Source organism: Photorhabdus africana (genome assembly GCF_035181445.1).
GTDB lineage: Bacteria > Pseudomonadota > Gammaproteobacteria > Enterobacterales > Enterobacteriaceae > Photorhabdus > Photorhabdus laumondii.
This window is the reverse complement of sequence record NZ_JAXBVE010000001.1, coordinates 92,641-110,539: the sequence shown is the minus strand read 5'-3', so window position 1 is coordinate 110,539 and position 17,899 is coordinate 92,641. Positions and strand designations below refer to the sequence as shown.

The following is a 17,899-nucleotide window of genomic DNA, read 5'->3' as shown; positions in this document are numbered from 1 at the left end:
GTAATTAACGTAAAAAGTCAGGGCTTATTGCGCCATTAAAAGATGAGTGAACAGCGAATAATGACAAAACTGAAAATAGGAAGAATTTTTTCGCTTGCGTATGGGGAGTCTGTTTTGTTACGCCACGCTTTTAGTATTCATGTTGAACAGCAAGGCAAGGATCGTCTATGAGTGCCGCAACAACCGACGTTGAAAATCAAACTAAAGGTTTCAGTGCTATCATTAACCAGATAAAAGCTGATCCTAAAGTACCATTATTAATTGCCGGCAGCGCAGCCGTTGCGATTGTCATTGCCCTTTTCCTGTGGTTACGCAGCCCCGATTATCGGGTGCTTTACAGTAATCTGAGCGATAAAGATGGTGGCGATATTGTCACCCAATTAACCCAATTAAATATCCCTTACCGTTTTGCCGAAAATGGCGCTGCGATCATGATCCCTGCCGAGCAGGTGCATGAGACACGGCTAAGATTGGCGCAACAAGGGTTGCCCAAAGGTGGGGCTGCGGGATTCGAATTACTCGATAAAGAAAAGTTTGGCATCAGCCAATTTAGTGAGCAAGTTAACTACCAAAGGGCGCTAGAAGGTGAACTGTCACGCACCATTGAATCGTTGGGGCCGGTGCAAAATGCCCGGGTTCACCTGGCACTCCCCAAACCCTCGCTGTTTGTCCGTGAACAGAAATCGCCCTCAGCTTCCGTTACGGTTGGATTACTGCAAGGTCGTACCTTGGATGAAGGCCAGATAAACGCCATCGTTCATATGGTTTCCAGCAGTGTCGCTGGCTTACCGCCGGGCAATGTCACCATCGTTGATCAGACCGGACGTCTATTGACACAAGCCGACGCGACCGGACGCGATCTCAATACCAGTCAACTGAAATACATTCAGGAAGTGGAAAATCGTTTCCAGCATCGTATCGAAGCGATTCTAACCCCGGTTGTTGGTCGTGGTAACGTTCACGCACAAGTAACAGCGCAGGTGGATTTTTCACGCCGTGAAGAGACGGCGGAAGAATATAAACCTAACCAACCCCCGAATCAGGCTGCGGTTCGCTCAAAACAGTTGAGTGAAAGCGAGCAGAGTGGCGGCCCTCAGGTTGGCGGTATTCCCGGTGCGCTTTCCAATCAGCCAAGCCCTCCGCCGAGTGCGCCGATTGATAAACCAAATACCAAAGAGAACAACAAAAACGACAAGAGCGATAAGAAAGCATCATCCGCGGGTAACAGTAACGAGCGCATGGTGAACAGTAATCGCAATAACCGCCGTGACGAAACCACAAACTATGAAGTGGACCGGACTATTCGCCATGTGCAACAGCAAGCCGGTGGTGTTGAACGCCTATCCGTCGCCGTTGTCGTCAATTATGTCACGGTGGAAGGCAAAAATGGCCCGGAAACTCAGGCACTAACCCCTGAGCAATTGGCAAAAATAGAAGCGCTGACCAGAGAAGCGATGGGCTTTTCTAAAGAGCGTGGCGACAGCTTGAATGTGGTTAATACACCATTTACTGAAAGCAAAGAAAATATCGAGGTTATTCCTGTCTGGCAGAACCCGGTTCTGTTGGAAAAAGCCTTCGATTTTGGCCGCTACCTGCTATTGATTCTGGTGGCATGGCTGCTGTGGCGCAAAATGGTGGTGCCTCAACTTGCCAAAAAACGCGCCGCGGAAAAAGCCGCCCTCGACGCACAGAAAGTTCAGAAAAAACAAGTGACTGAATCGAGTGCGGAAATGGATGAAAAAACGCGCCAGAAACTGACACGTCAACGAGTCAGTGCTGAAATTCAAAGCCAACGCATTCGCGAGCTGGCAGAAAAAGATCCTCGCGTAGTGGCACTGGTGATCCGTCAATGGATGAGTAACGAACAATGAGCCTGAACGGAACAGAAAAAAGCGCCGTCATGTTAATGACCCTGGGAGAAGATCAGGCGGCCGAGGTGTTTAAACACTTGAACTCCAGGGAAGTCCAGCAACTCAGTATCACAATGGCCGGTATGCGCCAAATTTCTAACCAGCAACTGGTGAATGTATTGGCAGAGTTTGAAGAAGATGCCGGCCAGTATGCGGCACTGAGTATCAACGCCAGTGACTATTTGCGTTCGGTGTTAATTAAAGCACTCGGTGAAGAACGCGCTTCCAGTCTGCTTGAGGATATTCTCGAATCCCGTGAAACCACCACCGGTATTGAGACCCTCAACTTTATGGAACCTCAAATGGCAGCCGATATGATCCGTGAAGAGCATCCACAGATTATCGCCACCATTCTGGTTCACTTAAATCGCGGACAAGCAGCCGATATCCTTGCGCTGTTTGATGACAAATTACGCAACGACATCATGCTACGTATTGCCACTTTCGGGGGGGTACAACCGGCGGCACTGGCTGAACTGACAGAAGTGCTCAATAACCTGTTGGACGGTCAGAATCTCAAGCGTAGCAAAATGGGTGGCGTTCGTACCGCGGCTGAAATTATCAACCTGATGAAAAGTCAGCAAGAAGAGAATGTTATCGAAGCCATGCGTGCCTACGATAACGAACTGGCGCAAAAAATCATCGATGAAATGTTCCTGTTCGAAAACCTTATTGATGTGGATGACCGCAGTATCCAGCGTCTGTTGCAGGAAATCACCACTGACTCCCTGCTCATTGCACTGAAAGGCTGCAACCAGCAACTACGCGATCATTTCCTCAACAACATGTCTCAACGTGCCGCAGAGATTATGCGCGATGATCTGGCAAACCGTGGTCCGGTGCGGATGTCGCAAGTGGAGAGCGAGCAGAAAGCGATTCTGCTTATTGTTCGTCGTCTGGCAGAAAGCGGCGAGATTATCCTGAATGGTGGCGACGATAGCTATGTCTGATAAGTTAAACCATGCTGACTGGCAACCCTGGAAACCAAATGAACTGACACAGTGGGAAAAACTGCGGGCCAAACCCGAGCCCGTTGATGACTCACAGGAAGACGCCGAGCGTAATGAAATCCTTGAACAAGCGGCAATGCTGGATAACCTGAAAGAGCAGGCTCGACAAGCAGGTCATGAACAGGGATTTACCGAGGGTCAAGCGCAAGGTTATGAAAAAGGTTACCAAGTCGGCTTAGAAGCCGGTTTGGAACAGGGGCGAAAAGAGGCCATTCAGCAGCAGCAACCTATCACCGAGCAGTGGCAAAATCTGCTGGCGGATTTCCAACATTCACTGGAAGGGCTTGACACGATCATTGCATCCCGCTTGATGCAACTGTCACTGACCGCGGCAAAACAGATCTTAGGTCAGCCTGCGATTTGTGATGGCACTGCTCTGCTCAATCAGATCCGTGAATTTATTCAACAGGAACCGATGTTGAGTGGTAAACCCCAATTGCGGGTTCATCCACGAGATCTGCCAATGGTTGAACAACAATTAGGCAATACGCTCTCATTACACGGCTGGCGCTTGCTGGCAGATAATAAACTGCATCCTGGTGGTTGCAAAATCAGTGCAGATGAAGGCGATTTAGATGCTAGTCTGGCAACCCGCTGGCATGAGTTATGTCGGCTGGCCGCACCGGGAGAATTGTAATGACCGCAAGACTCGGGCGCTGGCTGGCGACACTGGATACTTTTGAGCAAAAACTAGCGAAAACTTCACCAGTGCGTCGTTATGGACGCCTGACCAGAGCGACCGGGCTGGTGATGGAGGCAACCGGTTTACATCTGCCGCTGGGGGCAACCTGCCTGATTGAACGACAAAATGGCAGCAATATTGAAGAAGTTGAAAGTGAAGTTGTCGGTTTTAATGGCGAAAAACTTCTCCTTATGCCACTTGAAGATCTGGAAGGGATTGTACCCGGCGCCCGGGTATACGCCCGCCCGTACAGTGAAGATTGTGGCGGTGGGCGCCAATTACCGCTTGGCCCGGAACTGTTAGGACGAGTTTTGGATGGTGCCGGTCGTCCACTGGATGGTTTTCCTTCGCCAGATACCGGCTATCGTGCCCCACTCACCACGCCGCCAATCAATCCTCTGCAACGTACACCAATCAGTGATGTACTGGATGTCGGTGTACGCGCGATTAATGCCCTACTGACCGTAGGCCGTGGGCAGCGTATGGGGTTGTTTGCCGGTTCCGGGGTCGGTAAGAGTGTTCTGCTTGGCATGATGGCACGTTACACACAGGCTGATGTGATTGTCGTTGGCTTGATCGGTGAACGTGGCCGCGAAGTCAAAGATTTCATTGAAAACATCCTTGGCGCCGCCGGTTTAGCCCGCTCAGTGGTTGTCGCCGCACCCGCCGATATCTCACCTCTGTTGCGCATGCAAGGTGCCTCCTACGCTACCCGTATCGCTGAAGATTTTCGTGACCGAGGTAAACATGTATTGCTAATTATGGATTCATTGACCCGCTACAGCATGGCGCAACGTGAAATTGCCCTAGCCATTGGCGAACCTCCGGCAACCAAAGGCTACCCGCCTTCGGTTTTCGCCAAACTTCCGGCGCTCGTAGAGCGTGCAGGCAATGGAGTGAACGGTGGCGGCTCGATTACCGCGTTCTATACCGTACTCACCGAAGGTGATGATCAGCAAGACCCGATAGCCGATGCTGCCCGAGCAATTCTGGACGGTCACATCGTCCTCTCCCGTTCGCTGGCGGAATCAGGGCACTACCCGGCGATTGATATTGAAGCGTCTATCAGCCGCGCAATGACCGCACTCATTGATAAGCAGCACTACCGGCGGGTACAGCAGTTCAAACAACGACTCGCAAGCTATCAGCGTAACCGTGATCTGATTAACGTCGGTGCTTATGCGGCTGGCAGTGATCCGCTATTGGACAAAGCCATTGAGCTTTATCCCTACATGGCACAATTTCTACAGCAAGATATTGAAGAACGTAGTGAATATGAAGCTGCCTGCATTCAATTACAACAGTTGTTACCTACGTAACGTAACGATTTTCTGGGTATTGCCATTAAAGCGAGGAATAAGATGCAGCAACAATCACCTCTCATGACCTTGCGTGACCTTGCACAAAATGCAGTGGAAAAAGCCGCCACTCACCTGGCACAAGTTCGTCAGAACTATCAGCAAATGGAACAACAACTCGCAACATTGATGGGCTATCAAGATGAGTACCGGGAGCGCCTGAATGACACACTGAGTCATGGTATGCCATGCACCACTTGGCAAAATTATCAGCAATTCATGAAAACGCTGGAAAAAGCGATTGAACAGCACAAATTGCAGCTCAATCAATGGCAACAGCGGCTTGATACGGCTTTATCACAGTGGCGGGAAAAACAACAGCGCCTCAACGCTTTCAATACCTTGCAACAACGGGCAGATAACAACCGAAGATTACATCAGAACAGAACGGAGCAGAAACAGATGGATGAGTATGCCCAACGTAGCGCACAACGGAGAAATAAATAATGAATCTCACTCTTTTGCCTGCCGACCTGAAACCGACAGAAAACCCGCCAACACGCAGTAATTCACTCACTGATGCCGATCAGCCTTCAACTTTTGCTCAGTTTCTTAATCTGGAAACCGAACTGGCACAAAAAGGCGGGATCAAACCAGCAAAAGTGTCATCCAAAGAAGAAGAGATTACCGATGATACAGACAACGATTTGTCGCCGCTATTATCCATCCCAAATGAATTATCCGCCCCAAATGAATTATCTACCTCCAATGAAATACCAACGGAGCCTATTACCTCCTCGCTGATTCCCCTTGATGTAAAAGCAGATGCAAACAAACAACCGATTGTTGTTGATGAGAAACTCATGTCAGCAGAAGAGCTGGCGGCAAGTTTACCCATACAATTATCCGGGTTAGCCATCAAATCAGAAAATCAGAAAAGTAGCCGCCAACCTGACGGACTCGTTAAGCATGATGATAAAAACCGTCAAATTAGCGTTAAAGAATTCGTCGTGACAGGATTATCGACTGAGGAGAATCCTCTGACAGCGATTGCAGAGCAACCAAAGCAGGAAGAAGAAAAAGCAGAAGCCTTTTTTAAAACCAAGCGTGAAACGGCAACTCAGCCTCATCCACGTGAATCAGCACTCACTCAAACTACCGCTCAAGCTGAGATCCAGCCCGCGCCAGCAGTCACTGAAAATCAACAAACCGGGCAAATCTCCTCTGTGGCAACTTCTCCCCTGCTTTCCGCAGGACACAATCAGACAGCCCAGTTTCAGTTATCCAGTGCCTCTACCCCCTTACTGAATGCCCAATTGGGTAGTGAAGAGTGGCAACAACAATTAAATCAACAAATCATTTTATTTAACCGCAATGGCCTGCAACAGGCAGAGCTACGCCTGCATCCACAAGAGCTAGGCGCATTGCAAATCCGTATGTCTATTGAAGATAATCAAGCGCAATTGCATCTGGCATCGGCTCACAGCCATGTCCGAGCGGCACTGGAAGCGGCATTACCCGGGCTTCGCCATGCATTGGCAGAAAGTGGGATTCAACTCACCCAAAGCAGTGTCGGCAGTGACAACGCGAGTCCGTGGCAGCAAGAACAACGCTCTGGTTCACAACATTCAGGTGGAACCGTAAGTCACAATGCTGATACCGCCTCAGAAAACCACTCCGCTACTGAATCCACAGTCCATTTAACACCTCATCAACTCGCGTCCATCCGGGGAGGTGTGGATATTTTCGCCTAATGGTGGAAAGTAACTTCATAACAAACGAACGAGTTAGTCGTTTTTTCCCCGTTTGTTCCAGCTATTGCCTGCGGAAATACGCGGGATAATGATTATCGATATTGATGGATAAGTCAGCCCACCACGGAATGCGTGGACACTTATCCGCAACAAAAACAGGAATTTGTCTGTCCATGTCTGACTATAGCTACGAGCATAAACGCAAAAATCCATTTGGGATGATACTGTTAGTACTGATTGCCGTTATCGGTGCCGCCATCGGGGGATACAGTTGGTGGGCACTTAAACAGGCAAAAGAGAGTGACTCTGCGACATCCAAAGCCATAGCAGTCCCTGTCTTTATGGCTCTGGAGCCTTTTACTGTCAACCTGATCGACAATGAAGATCACTTTGACCGAGTGCTCTACATTGGTGTGACTTTACGTTTAGCCGATGAAAAAACTCGCCAGCGCTTCCACGAGTATCTGCCGGAAGTTCGTAGTCGTATGTTGTTGCTATTATCACGCCAAAAATCGGCCGATCTGGCTCATGACAGCGGTAAATTGCGTCTGATGGACGACATCAAGCAAACACTTCGCCCAACCTTGGTACCCGGTGAACCGGATCAGGTCATCACCGATGTGCTGTTTACCACGTTTATTCTGCGATAATCACCATGAGTGACAATATTCTTTCACAGGCAGAGATTGATGCTCTGCTCAATGGCGACAGTGCCAGTGACGACGTAGAAAATACCTCGTCCGGGGAAAATGAGATTCGCCCTTATGATCCCAATACCCAACGCCGGGTTATTCGGGAACGTCTGCAAGCACTGGAAATTATTAACGAACGCTTTGCCCGTCATTTCAGGATGGGGTTGTTTAACATGCTCCGCCGTAGTCCTGACATTACCGTCGGCGCAATAAAAATCCAGCCTTATCATGAATTCGCCCGCAATCTGGCAGTACCGACCAACCTTAATCTGGTTCATCTGAAACCGTTGAGAGGGACAGCACTGTTTGCATTCGCACCCAGTCTGGTTTACATCGCGGTAGATAACCTGTTTGGTGGAGATGGACGTTTCCCGACCAAAGTAGAGGGCCGAGAATTCACCCATACTGAACAACGCGTGATTAACCGGATGTTACGCATGGCGTTGGATTCCTATCGTGATGCCTGGAGCGCCATTTTCAAAATTGAAGTGGAATATATTCGCTCTGAAATGCAGGTGAAATTCACCAACATTACGACATCACCGAACGATATTGTGGTGACAACGCCATTTCAAGTGGAAATTGGTGCGTTGAGTGGTGAATTTAATATCTGTATTCCGTTTGCCATGATCGAACCCCTGCGGGAACGTTTGACCAATCCACCATTGGAAAATGCCCGGCAAGAAGACAGCCTGTGGCGAGAGAGTCTGGTAAAACAGGTTCAGCATTCAGAGCTGGAATTGGTCGCTAACTTTGTTGATATCCCGCTGAGGCTGTCAAAAATCCTGCAACTTCAGCCGGGCGATATCTTACCTATTGATAAACCCGAACGCCTGATCGTTCACGTCGATGGTGTGCCCGTGCTCACTAGTCAGTACGGAACATTAAACGGGCAATATGCCCTGCGAGTCGAACATCTTATTAACCCTGTTTTAAATGCTCTGGATGAGGAACAGCCCAATGAGTGATGCTAAGCAACCCACAGATACCGCTGCAACCGGATCTGCCGAAGATATGTGGGCAGAAGCTCTGGAACAACAGGCCGCGCAACAACAAACCTCTGACAGTAGCGCGGCAATTTTTGAATCTCTGGAGCCTCAGGATGCACTGGCTCACTTATCGGATATCGACCTGATTTTGGATATTCCGGTCAAATTATCCGTAGAATTGGGCCGGACAAAAATGACCATCAAACAACTACTGAGATTATCTCAAGGTTCAGTCGTTTCCCTTGATGGCCTTGCCGGGGAGCCGTTGGATATTTTAATCAATGGATATCTGATTGCTCAGGGTGAAGTTGTGGTTGTATCCGATAAATACGGTATTCGTATCACCGATATCATCACCCCTTCTGAACGTATGCGTCGCCTGAGTCGTTAATATGGCTTTCCAGCCCTCGCTGCATAATGGCGCGGCAGAACCTGCCGCGCAAACCCAAACGGCGACTCAAGTCGCCACATCCGCGCCACTTCCCGCAGGTCAGACACTGATGCAGGTCAGCAGTGCACTGGCGGGGGTGTTACTATTGATTTTCACCCTCACTTGGTTGATACGCCGTATGGGGCTGTTTTCCAGCAAAGGGAAAACTCAGCAACAATTAAGTATCAAAGCCAGTTGTTCTCTGGGACAACGTGAACGTGTCGTCATTGTGGAAGTTGAAGATCACTGGCTGGTACTGGGTGTCACGGCTCAGCAAATTAATTTATTACATCAGATGCCAATACCTGAATCCAATCGTGATAACACCGAAGGACAAGTTATAAAACCGGCACTGTTTGGTCAGATCTTAAAAAACACGCTGATGCGACAAGGCAAGGATGATGAAAAAAAGTAGTTCTCTCTTTATGACAAGGGATAAGTTTGCATTGTCATACCGCCTGGGGATGATACTCGCTGCGCTTATTTTACCGATGGATGCCGCGGCACAATTGCCGGGCATAATCAGTCAACCGCTGGCAAACGGTGGACAAAGTTGGTCACTACCGGTTCAAACGTTAGTTTTCATTACCGCGTTGACTTTTATTCCCGCAGCCTTACTCATGATGACCAGTTTTACCCGCATTATTATCGTGTTGGGTTTACTACGTAATGCTTTAGGCACCCCATCGGCACCACCTAATCAGGTTCTACTTGGACTGGCGCTATTTATGACATTTTTCATTATGTCACCGGTTTTCGATAAAGTTTATCAAGATGCTTATCTGCCTTTCAGTGAAGATAAAATCAGTCTGGAAACCGCGTTAGAAAATGGCGCCACGCCATTACGGCAATTTATGTTGCGTCAGACAAGGGAAAACGATTTAGCGCTGTTTGCTCGTCTTGCTGATCAGCCACCGTTTGAAACCGCCGATTCCGTTCCTATGCGAGTACTGATGCCGGCATTTATTACCAGCGAACTAAAAACCGCTTTTCAGATTGGTTTTACCCTGTTTATTCCATTTTTGATTATTGATCTGGTGGTCGCCAGCGTATTGATGGCGTTGGGGATGATGATGGTCCCCCCTGCTACCATCTCACTGCCCTTCAAACTCATGCTATTTGTACTGGTTGACGGCTGGCAATTACTACTGGGTTCTCTGGCACAAAGTTTTTACGGTTGACCTGAAAAGAGGCAAACATTATGACTCCTGAATCAGTCATGGCATTGGGAACAGACGCCATGAAAGTCGCGCTGGCACTGGCTGCACCATTGCTATTAGCGGCTTTATTATGTGGTTTAATCGTGAGCTTGTTGCAAGCGGCAACACAAGTTAACGAAATGACGCTATCATTTATTCCCAAAATTCTGGCGGTATTTGTCACTACGGTTATCGCCGGCCCTTGGATGCTAAATCTATTGCTGGACTACATGCGTGAACTCTACAGCAGCATACCGGTGATAATTGGCTAATTATGATCTCGTTTAACAGTGAAATGCTGATCCAGTTTGTCAGTGAATTTTTCTGGCCGCTGGTTCGGGTGCTTGCGCTGTTCAGTACTGCGCCATTATTCAGTGAAAAACAGGCACCTAAGAAAGTCAAAATTGGACTGGCAGTGATGGTAACACTGCTCTTGCTGCCAAACCTGCAACCTGCGCAAGTGCCTATTTTCTCTGTTACCGCATTCTGGGTGATGCTCCAGCAAATCCTGATTGGGGCATCACTTGGCCTGACAATGCAAATTGCCTTTGCAGCAGTACGTTATGCCGGTGAAGTGATTGGTTTACAAATGGGGCTCTCATTCGCTACCTTTTTTGATCCCTCCGGCGGCCCGAATATGCCTATTTTGGCGCGAATCTTTAACCTCTTGACCTTACTGTTATTTTTGGCCTTTGACGGTCACCTATGGCTATTATCGGTTCTGGCAGACACATTCCAGATTCTACCGATACAACCACTGCAACTCAGCGCTCAAGGATTTTTACTGCTAGCACAAAGCGCCAGTATGATATTTATCAACGGCATGATGCTGGCTCTGCCATTAATTACGCTATTATTAACACTGAATTTATCATTAGGGATTTTAAACCGGATGACACCACAACTGTCCATCTTTGTGGTCGGTTTTCCGTTAACACTGACTACCGGTATATTGGTACTCACGCTTTTAATCCCGATGTTAGCGCCATTTACCGAGCGTATGTTTAGTGAATTGTTTAATCGACTGGCGGTCATTATCAGTGGAATGGTTATGTAAAGATATTATTCAAAACAAAGTTTACCTAGAAAAAACCATCCGTATTTTATATGATATAAATTGTACTGTTTTATGCTATAAGATCTTATCGACAAGTAAAAGAAACGCGGGTTTTAATTAGCTGAAAGTTTATTTTCAAAGATATTATCAACCAAAAAAATAAACTAACGAGATAGGAGCAGTAAATTAATGAATATAGAACAAGAGTTATATAATGCCGCAGTTAACTTAGTTGAAAAACGATACCCAAAGGGATGGGGTGGCGCTGCCGCAGTACGGACAGAATCGGGCAAGATCTTAACCAGCATTGCCCCTGATACCAAAAATGACGCATTATCCCTTTGTATGGAAGTTGGCGCTTATTTGGAAGCTCATAAACTGAATGAAGCGGTAACGCACTCTATATGTCTCTACCGTGAAGATGCCGGTTGTGAATATATCATTTTGTCACCCTGTGGAATATGTCGGGAACGTCTGGTTCATTGGGGAGGCTCCGTAAAAGCGGCGGTGACTAATGAGAAAAACGAGCTGTTATTTAAAACCATTCGTGAATTGCAACCTTATCATTGGTCGGCCGTTAATGGCGAAAAGCTTTAATATACTCGTTATCTTTCAAGCTGCCTCTTTGTTGGCGGCACTCGATCACCCCGGTCACATCGTTATCTATGCTCCCGGGGATTCGCTCCCTTGCCGTCGCGATCCATCTTGAAATCCGTAGGGTATATGTGTGATTTATTTTAACTTGGTTATTTATTTTATTGCCAAGTATTAACTATTTTCAGTGGTTAATACTTGGTTATATTAAATGCAATTATATTTCAACAAAATATTACCACCAAGACATTAAATAATATAACAATAATTTAATCATCAAGGCATATTAACTTAAAACTTTAACAAACCATAATTAAAAGCAATCATTATCATCTTCATTTATTAATTTAACTAAGGCTTATCAATATATCATTTTACTTATTAAAGCTATTTTAAATAAACAATTCACAATATTATTTATGAGAATAAATAAGAGACAATAATAAATTTTTTACAATAGGTGACACTATTCGGATTTAATTTTATCTAAATATTATATTTTACCGTCCTTCTGGTAATATTCTACCCATTTAAGTCCTACACTGTACTTACTTTGTAACACATTACGATGGAATCATTAGCTATGAGCGAAACTACTTTTACCTTTAGGGTTGATGATGCCCTGAAAAATGACTTTACCGCAGCAGCGAAATCACTCGATCGCAAAGGCGCACAGCTATTACGTGACTTCATGCGCGATTTCGTGCGTCAGCAACAAGAAGCGAGCGTTCATGATGCTTGGCTCCGCAGGCAAATAGAAATAGGCCAAGCTTCTGCCGATGCAGGAAATCTAGTGCCAGCCGACCAAGTTGAGGCTAAATTTTTAGCCCGCCGCAAAGCCACACTTCGCCGTTTTGAGGCCAAGTAATGCAATTATTTTGGACGCCAGAAGCCATTCAAGACCGTGAGGAAATATATACCTTATGGATTTCAAAATGCATCGCGACAGCAAGGGAAATTTAGCCGGAGTAAATTCCATGCCCAGAATCAACTTTATTACTGATGAAAACGGTGCGCGCCAATCAGTAATTCTGCCTATAGCGGAGTATGAACGTCTACTAGCCCTATCTGATCGAGATGAAGATTATGTATCAGTATCATATGAAGTAGGTGAAAATGATGAAGAAACTATCCCACATGAAGTAGTTGGGATCATGATTGAGCAACAAATTAATATCATTGCTGCTTGGCGTGTTTATCGCGACTTGTCACAATCAGAAGTTGCAGAAAAACTTGAAAGATAACGGGTATAAATCTGTCCTCGATATAGTATGCTTAATACTTCTGTATTCTCATTTTCAAATGATTATGACAGGTTAAACAAAGCGGAATCTTTCCCTTGCGCTACGGTGCTACCCCAGTCAGCAGGGAGGGCATGACTTATATAGTAAATATAACCAGTATAGTAAATATAACCGGATTTTCGTGGAGAAAAAGATGACAATAACCACTATTATTACCTCTCTCATCACAGTAGGACTTATCGGCTGGGGAATCACTATTTATAACCGCCTGGTTGCTCTGAAAGAGCAGACAAGCAATACATTTGCCAATATTGATATTATTTTAAAACAGCGCGCAGAACAGATCCCGCAGCTTGTAACCGTGCTGGAAAAGTCTATGGAGCATGAACGTGATATTTTTACTCGGTTAAGTGATGCACGGCAGGGATATCTTAATGCCAATACCCTCACGGATAAAATCAAAGCCTCCAATGAAATGAACAATGCATTCCGATCTGTACTGGCCGTAGCTGAAAACTATCCGACACTGATTTCAGGTTCCCAATTTTCACAATTGCAGACATCGGTGACGGATCTAGAAAATAAAATTTCTCATCGCCGCGAAATGTTTAATGATGCGGTAACGGAGTATAATACGGCGATTTATCTATTCCCTGATCTGATTTTTGCCCGCATGTTTCATTATCAGAGGCTGCCTTTGTTAGAAATCAGTCAGGAAGAAAAAGCCTATGACGGTATCAAGTTTAAATAAATCAGATGGTAAACCTTATGATGACTATGATATTTTTTACTTTTATTTTTGTTTTTTCCTGTGTATTAATCTTTATCATCAACCTTCTTTTAAAAGAAGTCGTGGGATTTAAACGCCTTCACTGGCTTTCCGTTCTTTTAATCGGATTGATCATTACCAGCACGATTTTTTATTTCGATGATCATTTCAAACATTTTTTCTATATCTTCTTTGGTATCCTTCTTCTTATCCTTGCCATAGCGATTTTAATAAACGTCACTTCGTTTGGGAAAAATGCGGTAGAATATTATAGACAAGCACGACAGTCCGGTAAATCTGCCAGCAAGGCAACTTGGCAGGCGATTTTAGGCTCGGCAGCTATTGCCATTTTTCTGATTGCTTTTTTTATTTCACCCAATGGCTTATTTTTCTTACTATTTATCTATAACCGTCTGAAAACAACACCGGGGAAAAAATTCCTTAAATTTCAGCAGATTTTGCCCACATCAAAAACCCGTTCAATCGCTATGGGTTTGGTAGAAGTAGAAGGAAAAATAACAGCAGGAACTCACTTTAAAAGCCCTCTGAGCAGAAAGCTATGCTATGGCTATCGTTATTATGAATATGATATCAGCGAAGATTCAGGATCAGTCCGTATTGATGCAACACCAGAAACGTTGACATTTGTGAATTTTTCTTCTTATCAGAATTATGAAACCAATTCCGTTTCTTACCAAGAGTATTTGTTATTTCCAAATGAAGAGTATTTAATTATTGGTACAGCTATTGAAAAAGACGATCAAGTTGTTATTACTCAGGCTGCTCCTCACAGATTACTGGGAATTGCCTCTAAGGGATATTTGGGTGCCTGGAATGAAGTTGCGCCAATGCGCCGTAATCTTGCAATTACCGTCATTAGTGCGGCAATCCTGATTGCCTTTATTATGACCGTTCCTTATGAATATCAGTCTCATCATTTAACGGTTTTTTATCGTGAATCTCCATTACTGAAATGGCTATTTTAGAGATAACAGCAATGGGTGGATATCTTCTCGCTTTTATTATTCTGGCCGTCATCCTGATTATTGCGGTTCGTTATCTCGTAGGCGTTTTTAATAAAATCATTATGTTAAAAAGATACCGGGATAAAGCGTTTGCTAATATTGATATTTTACTGAAAAAACAGGTTGATTTAATTCCACAACTTATCACGATAACAGAACAAGCAATGGCCCATGAAAAATCGCTCTTTCTGCAACTATCAGAAGTCAGGAAAAACTACCCCAGTGCAAAAATAACCGATAAAAAGGTGAAAATGGGTAATACATTAGCACATCAGTTGTTGTCATTTCTGATACTTGCAAAAAACTACCCGGCCCTAATTAGCCAGCCATCTTTTCAATATTTGCAAGCGCAGATCACTCTGCTGGAAAATCAGATTGCAGACAGACGTGAATTCTTTAATGAAAGTGTTGCTCTTTACAATACCGGGATCCGGCAGTTTCCCAATATCATTTTCGCCCAGATATTAAGATATAAACCTAGCCCAATGCTGAACCCCATGCAAGGATAAAACCCATGTTTACCATTCCATTTGATTTATTCGGATTTGTTGATGCCATCCGTGGTAATCCGGGTATTTTAATCGTCACGGCGGTTTTCGGCCCTGTGGGTGCAATGTTATGCCTACTTCCCTTTGCTCGAATACCGGGAATTAGCCAGGTTATTCAGACACTGGTTATCAGTCTATTAACCTCTGCTTTTGTTAATTTACTCTGTGTCGTGGTCATTTATTTAATCTTTACAAACGATATTATCCGCCTGTTCTGGAGCTTGATTATTGCCCAAACGGCCTGTTTGTCTTTTTGGTTTATTAATAAAGAAGCCGTGTTTAAACTGGCTGAACAGGATGACGCCATGCGCCAGAGACATTCGAAAATAGAAAGAAAAAATAATACCAAGAAAAAGAAAAGAAAGCAGAGGAAATAAACATATATACTCTATGGATTTCAAGATGCATCGCGACGGCAAGAGAGTGAATCCCCGGGAGCATAGCAAACTATGTGACCGGGGTGAACGAGTGCAGCCAACAAAGAGGCAACTTGGAAGATAACGGATATAAACAACAATCTTTTATTTAAGGGGTAAACCCCTTTAATTTAATTAGGAATAAAATCAATATAAAAAAACAAATAGAAACTAATCTTCATTTCTATAATCACATTTAAAACAGAGAAAGAATTTTATCAAAAAATAAATTCCAATCATCATAAAATTTATATCTGATTTCATCATAAAAAATTGAACTCTACTGGACGCAACCTTATTTTTCCTCTTAAAATATAAGACTTTCCCTTGACGACATAAGAATAAACACTTATATTTTGAGTATCCAAAGCGGATATGCTCTTTTAAAATAGGGAAAGAAATGGTTAAAGTCATTTGGTCTAAAGCTGCAATCAAACAGCTAACGAGGATCGATACTCGATATCAGAAGACGATAAAACAAAAGGTGAGTTCGCTAACAGATTTTCCTCTTGTTGGTCTGGATATCAGAAAATTATCAGGATTCGATAACAGATATAGGCTCAGAGTTGGCGATTATCGGGTTTTGTTTGAATTACTGGATGGAGAACCTAATATCCTAGAAATTCAGGAAATTAGGCGACGCCAGACAAAAACCTATTAACAAATAGGTGAATTTTCCATTTAACCATTTACCTCTAAGGGCTACGTAACTACGTAAACATACGGAGCAAAAGAATATGGCTAGTATTCAATTTATTACAGACGAGCATGGCAAAAAACAAGCCGTTATTTTGCCAATGGACGAGTACGAAAGACTATTGGCAGCTGCGGATCATGATGAAAATTATCAAATTATTCCCTATACAACGGGACCAAATGACGATGAAACTATTCCTCATGAAGTCGTTTCTATCATGGTAGACGATGAAGTTTCACTACAAGCCGCTTGGCGTGTTTATCGTGGACTATCACAAGCTGAGGTAGCGGAAAAACTGGGTATAAAACAAGCTGCCGTTTCTCAGTTTGAGAAATCAGATCGCCCACGCAAAGCAACGATTGAAAAATTAGCGGATTTATATGATTGCCGAATAAGTCAACTAGTGCTCGACTGATTAAAGTTAGTAAAAAGTTACCAATACGACCAGGGTGAGATCTCACCCTGCTGTTTTCCCACCAATGAAATTGCTGCCGGTATACCACCCGTTTCATCAACCACTCAAATATCCCCTATCGGTTCAATCTGGTTATAATGAAAAACCCATTTCCCGACTTTTAACACTAATTTTGTGAATATAAGGGTCCGGGGTTTTACAATCACAAATGGCACTTTTCATGTAAATCGAAAGCATAGTCTTTCCTTACCTCTCAGTATTAACTACCTGAAATAGTTAATACTGAGAAGGCCATAGTTATCTCGAAATAACCACTTTTCCATTGATTAAAGAGAAAAATGGGCTAAACGTGCGGCCATTTTTACCATCCTTATCTCTGATCAATAATGGAGATGGTGATCCATGTTCGACTTCAAATCGGAACAATCGGCCTCCCATATAACGTACTAGTTTATATTTATTCCAGTCTATCGGCACTGCCTGATAACCATTATCAAAATCTTCCTTAAAGCCCAGAGAATCAAAATAACCTTGTTCTGTACTATCATTGGCCTGTGCATGTTCATATAACATTAATTTGGCTATCGATTGCAAAGTCGATAAATCTTTATTTTTCATTATTTGCCAGATATCTTCATAGGCTTTTTTAACTAACTCCGTACCTGCTGCCGTTTCCGGCAAAGGCATAGCCGTAGTCCAAGCCCAAGCGGGCAAATTATTTAATGTAACTGTTCGCTCAGTATGATAATAAAATTCATTAGGGTATTCTTTCGTCATGATTTTGCCAGATTGAGTAGTATCAATATTAAAATTAATGGACTGCATACTGTTAGGTTTCAATTCACCATTTTCATCTACCACCTCAGTAACAATATTAGTAATTTCATCCGATTGATAAGGTGTAACTCGCACTAATCTAACCTTACACTCTGCGTCTTTTTCTTTATAAATATATTTATTATCCCTGGCACTTAATGGCCCCATATCAAGACTGAGAATGTTTTTACCATTTTGTAATAGCGGTGCAATGTTATATCCGGTTGATATAGTACCAGATATAGAGCTAAAGTTGTCTAAAGTAGTGATTCCATTCACTTTAAATCTGCAAAGTACCCGATTAGTTTCTAAATAAGTGATATATTTAACTTTATCCATAGTGTTTCTCCCATA

General features: G+C 44.2%; 23 protein-coding genes. 22 read left to right on the top strand and 1 reads right to left on the bottom strand.

All coding sequences use genetic code 11. From position 1 onward, the window contains the following. The first annotated feature begins 167 nt into the window (after nucleotides 1-167). The 22 genes from fliF (at nucleotide 168) to SLS51_RS00375 (ending at nucleotide 16,729) form a co-directional block, all read left to right on the top strand. Nucleotides 168-1,871 (top strand): flagellar basal-body MS-ring/collar protein FliF, encoded by a 1,704-nt coding sequence (fliF, locus tag SLS51_RS00480; RefSeq protein ID WP_323834487.1) that lies wholly within the window; start codon nucleotides 168-170, stop codon nucleotides 1,869-1,871. Then, entirely contained in the window at nucleotides 1,868-2,860 is a 993-nt protein-coding gene (fliG, locus tag SLS51_RS00475) for a flagellar motor switch protein FliG (RefSeq protein ID WP_323834485.1), read from the top strand. The genes fliF and fliG overlap by 4 nt, the downstream gene beginning before the upstream one ends. Further along, nucleotides 2,853-3,557, top strand: coding sequence for a flagellar assembly protein FliH (fliH, locus tag SLS51_RS00470; protein ID WP_323834483.1), 705 nt, complete (start codon nucleotides 2,853-2,855; stop codon nucleotides 3,555-3,557). Before fliG ends, fliH begins: the two co-directional genes overlap by 8 nt. Next, nucleotides 3,557-4,921 carry a flagellar protein export ATPase FliI gene (gene fliI, locus SLS51_RS00465; RefSeq protein ID WP_323834481.1) on the top strand — a complete coding sequence of 455 codons (1,365 nt, stop codon included), beginning with the start codon at nucleotides 3,557-3,559 and terminating at the stop codon, nucleotides 4,919-4,921. The genes fliH and fliI overlap by 1 nt, the downstream gene beginning before the upstream one ends. A gap of 42 nt (nucleotides 4,922-4,963) precedes the next feature. Continuing rightward, complete coding sequence (gene fliJ, locus SLS51_RS00460; RefSeq protein WP_323834479.1) at nucleotides 4,964-5,407, top strand: flagellar export protein FliJ; 444 nt, start codon at nucleotides 4,964-4,966, stop codon at nucleotides 5,405-5,407. Beyond that, the gene (locus SLS51_RS00455) at nucleotides 5,407-6,654 is read left to right on the top strand and encodes a flagellar hook-length control protein FliK (RefSeq protein ID WP_323834477.1); all 1,248 of its coding nucleotides are present in this window, start codon (nucleotides 5,407-5,409) and stop codon (nucleotides 6,652-6,654) included. The genes fliJ and SLS51_RS00455 overlap by 1 nt, the downstream gene beginning before the upstream one ends. Before the next feature lie 173 nt (nucleotides 6,655-6,827). Beyond that, complete coding sequence (fliL, locus tag SLS51_RS00450; RefSeq protein WP_323834675.1) at nucleotides 6,828-7,304, top strand: flagellar basal body-associated protein FliL; 477 nt, start codon at nucleotides 6,828-6,830, stop codon at nucleotides 7,302-7,304. A 5-nt stretch (nucleotides 7,305-7,309) separates the two neighbouring features. Then, the gene (fliM, locus tag SLS51_RS00445) at nucleotides 7,310-8,314 is read left to right on the top strand and encodes a flagellar motor switch protein FliM (RefSeq protein WP_323834475.1); all 1,005 of its coding nucleotides are present in this window, start codon (nucleotides 7,310-7,312) and stop codon (nucleotides 8,312-8,314) included. Next, nucleotides 8,307-8,726 (top strand): flagellar motor switch protein FliN, encoded by a 420-nt coding sequence (gene fliN, locus SLS51_RS00440; protein WP_011146202.1) that lies wholly within the window; start codon nucleotides 8,307-8,309, stop codon nucleotides 8,724-8,726. Before fliM ends, fliN begins: the two co-directional genes overlap by 8 nt. Before the next feature lies 1 nt (nucleotide 8,727). Next, the gene (gene fliO, locus SLS51_RS00435; protein ID WP_323834470.1) at nucleotides 8,728-9,180 is read left to right on the top strand and encodes a flagellar biosynthetic protein FliO; all 453 of its coding nucleotides are present in this window, start codon (nucleotides 8,728-8,730) and stop codon (nucleotides 9,178-9,180) included. A gap of 49 nt (nucleotides 9,181-9,229) precedes the next feature. Continuing rightward, nucleotides 9,230-9,946, top strand: a complete 717-nt coding sequence (gene fliP, locus SLS51_RS00430; protein ID WP_323834673.1) for a flagellar type III secretion system pore protein FliP — start codon at nucleotides 9,230-9,232, stop codon at nucleotides 9,944-9,946. Between the two features lie 20 nt (nucleotides 9,947-9,966). Beyond that, the gene (fliQ, locus tag SLS51_RS00425; protein WP_323834468.1) at nucleotides 9,967-10,236 is read left to right on the top strand and encodes a flagellar biosynthesis protein FliQ; all 270 of its coding nucleotides are present in this window, start codon (nucleotides 9,967-9,969) and stop codon (nucleotides 10,234-10,236) included. Nucleotides 10,237-10,238: 2 nt separating this feature from the next. Further along, nucleotides 10,239-11,021 (top strand): flagellar biosynthetic protein FliR, encoded by a 783-nt coding sequence (gene fliR / locus SLS51_RS00420; RefSeq protein WP_323834466.1) that lies wholly within the window; start codon nucleotides 10,239-10,241, stop codon nucleotides 11,019-11,021. Nucleotides 11,022-11,210: 189 nt separating this feature from the next. Then, complete coding sequence (locus SLS51_RS00415) at nucleotides 11,211-11,618, top strand: cytidine deaminase (protein WP_323834464.1); 408 nt, start codon at nucleotides 11,211-11,213, stop codon at nucleotides 11,616-11,618. A 580-nt stretch (nucleotides 11,619-12,198) separates the two neighbouring features. Then, nucleotides 12,199-12,483: a CopG family ribbon-helix-helix protein gene (locus tag SLS51_RS00410; protein WP_011146195.1), complete on the top strand. Its 285-nt coding sequence runs from the start codon at nucleotides 12,199-12,201 to the stop codon at nucleotides 12,481-12,483. Nucleotides 12,484-12,538: 55 nt separating this feature from the next. Beyond that, on the top strand, nucleotides 12,539-12,859 hold the full coding sequence (locus SLS51_RS00405; RefSeq protein ID WP_323834460.1) for a hypothetical protein: 321 nt from the start codon (nucleotides 12,539-12,541) through the stop codon (nucleotides 12,857-12,859). 193 nt (nucleotides 12,860-13,052) lie between these two features. Beyond that, nucleotides 13,053-13,610, top strand: coding sequence for a LemA family protein (locus SLS51_RS00400; RefSeq protein WP_323834458.1), 558 nt, complete (start codon nucleotides 13,053-13,055; stop codon nucleotides 13,608-13,610). 17 nt (nucleotides 13,611-13,627) lie between these two features. Beyond that, a complete protein-coding gene (locus SLS51_RS00395; protein WP_323834456.1) occupies nucleotides 13,628-14,614 on the top strand; it encodes a hypothetical protein in 987 nt (328 codons plus the stop codon). Nucleotides 14,615-14,625: 11 nt separating this feature from the next. Next, complete coding sequence (locus SLS51_RS00390; protein WP_323834454.1) at nucleotides 14,626-15,162, top strand: LemA family protein; 537 nt, start codon at nucleotides 14,626-14,628, stop codon at nucleotides 15,160-15,162. Between the two features lie 5 nt (nucleotides 15,163-15,167). Further along, a complete protein-coding gene (locus tag SLS51_RS00385) occupies nucleotides 15,168-15,578 on the top strand; it encodes a hypothetical protein (protein ID WP_214087291.1) in 411 nt (136 codons plus the stop codon). Nucleotides 15,579-16,017: 439 nt separating this feature from the next. After that, entirely contained in the window at nucleotides 16,018-16,278 is a 261-nt protein-coding gene (locus tag SLS51_RS00380) for a type II toxin-antitoxin system RelE family toxin (protein ID WP_323834450.1), read from the top strand. Between the two features lie 76 nt (nucleotides 16,279-16,354). Further along, entirely contained in the window at nucleotides 16,355-16,729 is a 375-nt protein-coding gene (locus tag SLS51_RS00375; protein WP_323834448.1) for a helix-turn-helix domain-containing protein, read from the top strand. 297 nt (nucleotides 16,730-17,026) lie between these two features. On the opposite strand, the gene SLS51_RS00370 is transcribed toward SLS51_RS00375, so the two are convergent. Next, complete coding sequence (locus SLS51_RS00370) at nucleotides 17,027-17,884, bottom strand: hypothetical protein (RefSeq protein ID WP_323834446.1); 858 nt, start codon at nucleotides 17,882-17,884, stop codon at nucleotides 17,027-17,029. Between the last annotated feature and the right edge of the window lie 15 nt (nucleotides 17,885-17,899).

Excerpts from the sequence above, each read along its gene's own strand:
- SLS51_RS00415 (WP_323834464.1), top strand. The coding sequence starts at position 11,211 with ATGAATATAGAACAAGAGTTATATAATGCCGCAGTTAACTTAGTTGAA.
- fliG (WP_323834485.1), top strand. The coding sequence starts at position 1,868 with ATGAGCCTGAACGGAACAGAAAAAAGCGCCGTCATGTTAATGACCCTG.
- SLS51_RS00385 (WP_214087291.1), top strand. The coding sequence starts at position 15,168 with ATGTTTACCATTCCATTTGATTTATTCGGATTTGTTGATGCCATCCGT.
- fliM (WP_323834475.1), top strand. The coding sequence starts at position 7,310 with ATGAGTGACAATATTCTTTCACAGGCAGAGATTGATGCTCTGCTCAAT.
- fliJ (WP_323834479.1), top strand. The coding sequence starts at position 4,964 with ATGCAGCAACAATCACCTCTCATGACCTTGCGTGACCTTGCACAAAAT.
- fliO (WP_323834470.1), top strand. The coding sequence starts at position 8,728 with ATGGCTTTCCAGCCCTCGCTGCATAATGGCGCGGCAGAACCTGCCGCG.
- fliR (WP_323834466.1), top strand. The coding sequence starts at position 10,239 with ATGATCTCGTTTAACAGTGAAATGCTGATCCAGTTTGTCAGTGAATTT.
- fliF (WP_323834487.1), top strand. The coding sequence starts at position 168 with ATGAGTGCCGCAACAACCGACGTTGAAAATCAAACTAAAGGTTTCAGT.
- fliP (WP_323834673.1), top strand. The coding sequence starts at position 9,230 with ATGATACTCGCTGCGCTTATTTTACCGATGGATGCCGCGGCACAATTG.
- fliQ (WP_323834468.1), top strand. The coding sequence starts at position 9,967 with ATGACTCCTGAATCAGTCATGGCATTGGGAACAGACGCCATGAAAGTC.
- SLS51_RS00400 (WP_323834458.1), top strand. The coding sequence starts at position 13,053 with ATGACAATAACCACTATTATTACCTCTCTCATCACAGTAGGACTTATC.
- SLS51_RS00370 (WP_323834446.1), bottom strand. The coding sequence starts at position 17,884 with ATGGATAAAGTTAAATATATCACTTATTTAGAAACTAATCGGGTACTT.
- fliH (WP_323834483.1), top strand. The coding sequence starts at position 2,853 with ATGTCTGATAAGTTAAACCATGCTGACTGGCAACCCTGGAAACCAAAT.
- SLS51_RS00390 (WP_323834454.1), top strand. The coding sequence starts at position 14,626 with ATGGGTGGATATCTTCTCGCTTTTATTATTCTGGCCGTCATCCTGATT.
- fliN (WP_011146202.1), top strand. The coding sequence starts at position 8,307 with ATGAGTGATGCTAAGCAACCCACAGATACCGCTGCAACCGGATCTGCC.
- SLS51_RS00380 (WP_323834450.1), top strand. The coding sequence starts at position 16,018 with ATGGTTAAAGTCATTTGGTCTAAAGCTGCAATCAAACAGCTAACGAGG.
- SLS51_RS00405 (WP_323834460.1), top strand. The coding sequence starts at position 12,539 with ATGGATTTCAAAATGCATCGCGACAGCAAGGGAAATTTAGCCGGAGTA.
- SLS51_RS00375 (WP_323834448.1), top strand. The coding sequence starts at position 16,355 with ATGGCTAGTATTCAATTTATTACAGACGAGCATGGCAAAAAACAAGCC.
- fliI (WP_323834481.1), top strand. The coding sequence starts at position 3,557 with ATGACCGCAAGACTCGGGCGCTGGCTGGCGACACTGGATACTTTTGAG.
- SLS51_RS00395 (WP_323834456.1), top strand. The coding sequence starts at position 13,628 with ATGATGACTATGATATTTTTTACTTTTATTTTTGTTTTTTCCTGTGTA.
- fliL (WP_323834675.1), top strand. The coding sequence starts at position 6,828 with ATGTCTGACTATAGCTACGAGCATAAACGCAAAAATCCATTTGGGATG.
- SLS51_RS00455 (WP_323834477.1), top strand. The coding sequence starts at position 5,407 with ATGAATCTCACTCTTTTGCCTGCCGACCTGAAACCGACAGAAAACCCG.
- SLS51_RS00410 (WP_011146195.1), top strand. The coding sequence starts at position 12,199 with ATGAGCGAAACTACTTTTACCTTTAGGGTTGATGATGCCCTGAAAAAT.